At 65.1% G+C, this 5,730-nt stretch carries 6 protein-coding genes; 4 read left to right on the forward strand and 2 right to left on the reverse strand.

From position 1 onward, the window contains the following. Positions 1-83: 83 nt before the first annotated feature. Positions 84-716: a Dabb family protein gene (locus tag A5707_RS01425; protein ID WP_065012748.1), complete on the forward strand. Its 633-nt coding sequence runs from the start codon at positions 84-86 to the stop codon at positions 714-716. Positions 717-729: 13 nt separating this feature from the next. Here the strand turns inward: A5707_RS01425 and A5707_RS01430 are convergent, their stop codons facing one another. Together A5707_RS01430 and A5707_RS01435 are read right to left on the reverse strand one after the other, a co-directional pair. Further along, on the reverse strand, positions 730-1,617 hold the full coding sequence (locus tag A5707_RS01430) for an SDR family NAD(P)-dependent oxidoreductase (RefSeq protein ID WP_065012749.1): 888 nt from the start codon (positions 1,615-1,617) through the stop codon (positions 730-732). Beyond that, positions 1,614-3,512, reverse strand: a complete 1,899-nt coding sequence (locus A5707_RS01435) for a flavin-containing monooxygenase (protein ID WP_065012750.1) — start codon at positions 3,510-3,512, stop codon at positions 1,614-1,616. The genes A5707_RS01430 and A5707_RS01435 overlap by 4 nt, the downstream gene beginning before the upstream one ends. Before the next feature lie 146 nt (positions 3,513-3,658). On the opposite strand from A5707_RS01435, the gene A5707_RS01440 reads away from it, so the two are divergent. The 3 genes from A5707_RS01440 to A5707_RS01450 all read left to right on the forward strand — a co-directional run. Continuing rightward, the gene (locus tag A5707_RS01440) at positions 3,659-4,138 is read left to right on the forward strand and encodes a nuclear transport factor 2 family protein (RefSeq protein ID WP_065012751.1); all 480 of its coding nucleotides are present in this window, start codon (positions 3,659-3,661) and stop codon (positions 4,136-4,138) included. A 3-nt stretch (positions 4,139-4,141) separates the two neighbouring features. Further along, positions 4,142-5,002, forward strand: a complete 861-nt coding sequence (locus tag A5707_RS01445) for an SDR family NAD(P)-dependent oxidoreductase (RefSeq protein ID WP_065012752.1) — start codon at positions 4,142-4,144, stop codon at positions 5,000-5,002. A gap of 53 nt (positions 5,003-5,055) precedes the next feature. Continuing rightward, positions 5,056-5,730: alpha/beta hydrolase (locus A5707_RS01450; RefSeq protein ID WP_082969182.1), on the forward strand; the 675-nt coding region annotated here is incomplete at its 3' end.

Here is a 5,730-nt window from a genome sequence, read left to right on the forward strand (position 1 = left end):
GTGGTGGGCCGATCTCGCCGACCTGGTGATCGAGCGCACCCGCAGCGTCGCAGCCGACGCCACAGACGTGGACGGACTCTGCGGTGTTTAGCGTCGTCAGGCTGATCGACGTAGCCGCTGAGAACCGCGATCATATCCTGGCAGCGTTGCGCAGCGCGGCCTCCCAGACCGGGGCCGAGCGCATGCTGGTGGAGCCGACGCTGCCCGGCTCCCGCAACGGTGGCGACATCCTGATACGTCTGCGGTTCGCCGATCAGCACCAATGGAATTGTGTCGCAGACCAATTCAATCGCGTGCTGGCTGACTCTGCGATAAGCCACATCAACGGGGCCAGCTACGCCGGCAGCCCCGCCAGCACCGATTGGTCAGAGGGTCCAGGCACCGTCTACCGCACACTCTTGCTGCGCGTGACACCTGGTACCGACGACGCCACCCTCGCCCGTTTCGAGGCCGACCTGAAGTTGATGCCCAAATACGTGCGCACCATTACCGCCTGGCAGCTCAGCCACGTCGAACAAGCCACCGGCGCTTCGGGGTGGACGCATGTGTTCGAACAGCAATTCACCGACGTCGAGGGGTTGACCGGCCCGTATCTCATGCATCCGATTCATTGGGCCTACGTGGATCGCTGGTTCGATCCCGAATGCCCTGAGGTCATCGTGCGCGATCGCGTCTGCCACAGCTTCTGCCGGACCGACACGGCGGTACTCGGCTAAGGGCGCGACGGCACTACAGCCCGGCGAGCAAGATATTCGGGTTGGCAGACGTCGGGGGCTCCAACCGGGGCAGCCGCGTCTTGCCGTCGAGGCTGTGCACCGGCAACCCTTGAGACCACGGATAGTGCAGGCTAAACGCCACCAGCCCGGTCCGCTCGGCCGCAGCAAGATGACACATTGCCAGCACGGTTTCAGCCAGGTACTCGACAGGTTCGGTCGGGAACCTATCCGGAATCAGTTCCGCTGCACCGGGAGTACGCACCGCGGTGGACGGGCCGACACAGTTGACGGCGATATTCGCATCAAGCAACTCGGCGGCCAGCCCTTGGCTGAATCGGTGCAACGCCGCCTTTATCGACGCATAGACCACGTCACCGGCGGTCTTGTTGTAGTCGCGATACGGTCGGATCGGGGCCAGCCCGGTCACCGATCCGATGTTGACGATCCAGCCCTCGCCCTGATTGCGCATGTGCGGCACCGCCGCCTTCGTCAACGCGAACGGTGCCCTCAGATAGTGCTCCACCGTCCGGTCGAAGGTCTCCAGCGGCATGTCTTCGACTAGCGAGTAATCGGCGTATCCGGCGTTGTTGACCAGAATGTCGAGCCTTCCGGTGCGATCGACCACCTCGTCGATCAACTGCTCGCGCTGTTCGACGTCCTCGAGGTCGGCGGCGAGGCCCAGTGCACTCCCGCCGGCCCGCTCGATCGATGCCACGGTTTCCCCGATCGTCCCGGGCAGTGCAGCAGCCCTACCGGCGCGCAGCGATGGCGACGGCTCATGGGAGCGCGCCGTCACCACGACGGTGGCGCCTTCGGCGGAAAGCCGTTGGGCGATAGCACGTCCGATGCCACGGCTGCTGCCGGTGACCAACGCCGTTCTGCCGGCCAAGAGTTGGGTCATCGCAGCTCGAAGTGCTCCTCGATCGGCGCGCGGTGCTCCTCCCACCAGTCGATCATTCGGAGCGGATTGGCCACCACCACGCGCCCGGACTCCACGCGGTAGTAGGTATGTGCGGTCGGGGTGTGCCGCCAGACCAACCCCTCCATCACGTCGTCGAGCCGCGCGACATAGTCCTCGTACGCCTCGCGGGTCGGCTCCATGCACCGCGCACCGCGCAAGGCCATCAGTTGCAGGCACTCCATGATGTAGTGCACGGCCACCTCGACCCCGAAGTTGTGCCCGCCGCCGTGGCCCGGGCTGCCGTTGGGATGCGATGTGATGAACAGGTTCGGAAAGCCGGGCACCGTGCCGCCGCGATAGCTACGCGGGGTGCCCGCCCATTCGTCGGCCAGGGACCGCCCGTCGCGCCCACGGATGTCGATCGTGGACAGGAAGTCGAGATAATAACCCGTGGCGTAGACAATTACGTCAAGCTCAACCTCGCATCCGTCCTCGGTGAGAATCCCGTTGGGTGTGACCCGCACCGGTTCGCTGGCTTCGACGTCGACGTGGGGGCGGGCGAGCGCGGCATAGTAACCGCCGGGGTCGCGGATGATGCGCTTACCGTACGGGGCGAAGTCAGGGGTGACCTTTTTTGCCAACTCGCTACCCGCACCGAAGGTGCGGTCGATGTAGTCCAGGCAATACCGCAGGAGCACATCGTTGGCGGGTGAGATCGACAGGTGCGAGGCCGACCACTCGTCGTCCACCTGGATGACCGGATAGTTGTTGTCGGCTGTCGACCAATACGACTTCAGCCGAATCCAATTCGCGTAGTGCGGCACATGCCGGGCCAGCCAGCGCTGGTAGTCAGGCACGTCGTCGGATGACCGGCGGCGCGGCGCCACCCAGTGTGGCTGGCGCTGGAACACGGTGAGGTGCTCGACGTCGTCGACAACCGAGTCGACGATCTGCACCGCCGTGCAGCCGGCACCGATCACCGCGAGCCGCTTGCCGCCCAGCTCGAGTTCGGGATCCCACTGCGCCGAATGAATGCTGATGCCGCCGAATGTGTCTCGACCTTCAAGCTCCGGGAATCGGGGCCTGTTGAGGTAGCCGGCGGCGGTAATGACCACCGCCGCGTGGCTGACGGCGCGAGTGCCGTCGGCCGAGCGAGTATGAATCTGCCAGTGCAGCTGCTCGTCATCCCACCACAGCGCCTCGACCTCGGTGTTGAACCGTGTGTTGTCACGGATTTTGTACTTGCCGGCGACGGCCTGCAGGTAGGCCTGGTACTCCCACCCCATCGGGTAGTAGCTGGACCAGTCGGGGTTGAGTTCGCAGGACAGCGAGTAATAGGTGGATGGCGTATCCACCCCGATCCCCGGGTATGTGGTGGTAAACCAGGTGCCGCCGACCTCTGGGTGGCGCTCATAAATCTCGTAGTCGACGCCGGCGTCGGCCGCTGCGATCGCGGCCGCAATGCCGGCCAAGCCGCAACCGACGATCGCAACCTTGGTCGCCGACGGAATCGGGACCGTGCGCGGCAATACCGGGCGGGACTTGTGAAAACCACCCTGTTCCAACAGCATCGGTACCTCACGGTCGTTGACCGCCACGCCCAGCCCGATGGGTGCTGTCCGCGCGAACAGCGCAGGATCGTCATGGGCGACCGCGCCGGCAGGCGCCGATACTCCCGTCAGGATGTCGACCAGCGCGTCGACGAGGGCCGCGGCGGTCTGCGGATCGGTGACACCGGCTTGTTCGGGCGGATCGGGCAGGTGGGAGATCGCCGGCCCGAACTTGTCGACGATCCCGGGATCACCGCTTAGTTGCGCCAACACGGCGACCAGCACGCCAGGATCGGCTTGCTCCAGGTTGGCCTGCAGCTCGGCGGCCATGGATTGGCTAAGCATGTCGACGCCAGTATCAGCTGATCTCGGTTGCCCAGCTCCGGTTGTGTCTACTGAGCGGGAAGCCTTTCGCGCCGGCGCGGATGATGTTCCACTGACCGGTCAACAACGATTCCGTCGCCACCGAGTAGCGGCTTGACTGAAGAATTGTGAGCAACGACATCCCGCTGGCCGAGCTGCAAGAATTCATCGCCGAGTTCTGGTACCACTACGACGCGGCGCACTACGACGAGCTGGCGGCGCGATATGCCGATAACGTCCGGTACCTGACTCGAAGCGATTCAGGCGCCAGTCCTTTCGAAGAACTGATGTCACCGGAGCTGCACGGCCGCGACGCGGTGATGGAGTGGCTGACCGATCATCGCCGGCAAAGCCCGTACCCGCTGCGCCATCACGCGACCAACGTGCACCGCGCCGGCACCGACGGCGAGATAACCCGCGCGCGCTTCTACATATTCGTCAACCAGATTGCGAACTTCGTTCCCTTCGCGGTGTCCAGTGGGGTAGCCCACGTCGCTGTGCGGCGCTGCGCCAACGGGCTGGAGTTCACCGAGATGGACATCGTCCTGGACACCACCGACTCGGTTCCGCTGTCGGAGGCCACCGTCGTCAGCGCTGCCGGTCCTTAACCGGTGGACGCCAGGGAAGCATTTTTCGGCGGCGTGGCCGTCATCACTGGTGGCGGCGCGGGAATCGGTGCCGGACTGGCACGGCATGCCAACCGGCTGGGGATGATCGTGCTGCTGGCCGACGTCGATGCTGCCGCAATCGCCGCGCTGCGAGAAGAGATCTGCGCTGCCGGTGGATCAGCCCACGACGTGGTATGCGACGTGCGCGATCCCGAGGCAGTACAGCAGCTTGCCGAACGGGCTTATCGCGACTTCGGACCGGTGCGCCTGCTGGTCAACAATGCCGGGGTCGAACAATTCGGATATCTGTGGGACACGCCGCTGCCGAACTGGCAGCGTGTCGTCGACGTCAACATCAGTGGGGTCTTTCACGGTGTGCGTGCGTTTTTGCCGAAGATGCTGGCCACGCCGGGACCCGCGTGGGTGTGGAACCTGTCGTCGATCGGCGGGGTCGCGACCGTGCCACTGCAGGCGCCCTACATCATGAGCAAGCATGCGGTGCTTGCGCTCACCGAATGCCTGCGGTTAGAGGTGCAGTTGGCCGGACACGACAATCACGTCCACGTACAAGCGGTGCTGCCAGGCGCGGTGGTCTCCAACATCTTTGAGTCTGCCGGCGGAGTCGACGACGGCGACGTGGCGGCCGCAGAGTCGCAGCGTTCGGCCATGCTGGACATCAAAGCCGACGCCATGGACGCCATGGCCGCTGCCGAAGCACTGTTCGACCAGGCCGCCGAAGGACGCTTCTACCTTCTCACCCAACCCGAGTATGTCGGCTCGGCGATGGCCGAGCGCGCCGAAACCCTTGTCTCCCAGCGACCGCCTGCGTTACGTCCACGCCGATTCGACCCCGCAGAACAGTGAACCTAGATCCCGACGCTGCCGCACGCGTCGCCTCGTTCGGGCCGATTCCACCGATGCGCGAACGTGGTCTGCGCGCCGTGCGGGAAGCGATCGAATCGGCGCCCCTTCCCGGCGATATGCCGACAATGGCGGCCATCGAGGACGCTGCGGCACCCGGCCTCGGCGGACCGATCCCGTTACGCATCTACCGTCCGAGCCATGCAGCCGACGCGCCGGTGCTGCTGTATTTCCACGGTGGCGGAATGGTTCTCGGCTCCAACCATTCGTTCGAGCCGCTGGCACGCACGCTGGCCGCCGAGAGCAATGCCACAGTGGTCGCCGTTGACTATCGGCTTGCGCCCGAAAATCCTTCGCCCGCACAGTTTGACGACGCCTACTGTGCCACCACGTGGGTTGCCGAAAACGCCAAGCGACTCGACGTTGATCCGACTCGGCTTGCGGTGGTCGGTGACAGCGCCGGCGGCTCATTGGCGGCCGCCGTGGCGTTGGCCGCCCGCGACCGTGGCGGCCCGGTGATCTGTTGTCAGGTGTTGCTGTACCCGGGCCTGGACCGCGACATGAGGACGCCGTCGATCAGGGCGCTTGCCGACGCCCCGATGCTTTCGCTCGATGACATCAGCTACATGCACGAGCTGGCCGACCGAGGTGCCGGCACAGGCGACGACGCGTATCGGGTGCCTGCAGATGTCACTGACCTTTCCGGGCTGCCGCCGGCGATCATGGTCACC

Origin of the sequence: Mycobacterium kyorinense, from assembly GCF_001672775.1 — a bacterium.
Taxonomy (GTDB): domain Bacteria; phylum Actinomycetota; class Actinomycetes; order Mycobacteriales; family Mycobacteriaceae; genus Mycobacterium; species Mycobacterium kyorinense_A.

What these genes read in the sequence shown, in the direction of transcription:
- A5707_RS01430 (WP_065012749.1), bottom strand. Translation starts at nt 1,617, where the DNA reads ATGACCCAACTCTTGGCCGGCAGAACGGCGTTGGTCACCGGCAGCAGC.
- A5707_RS01435 (WP_065012750.1), bottom strand. Translation starts at nt 3,512, where the DNA reads ATGCTTAGCCAATCCATGGCCGCCGAGCTGCAGGCCAACCTGGAGCAA.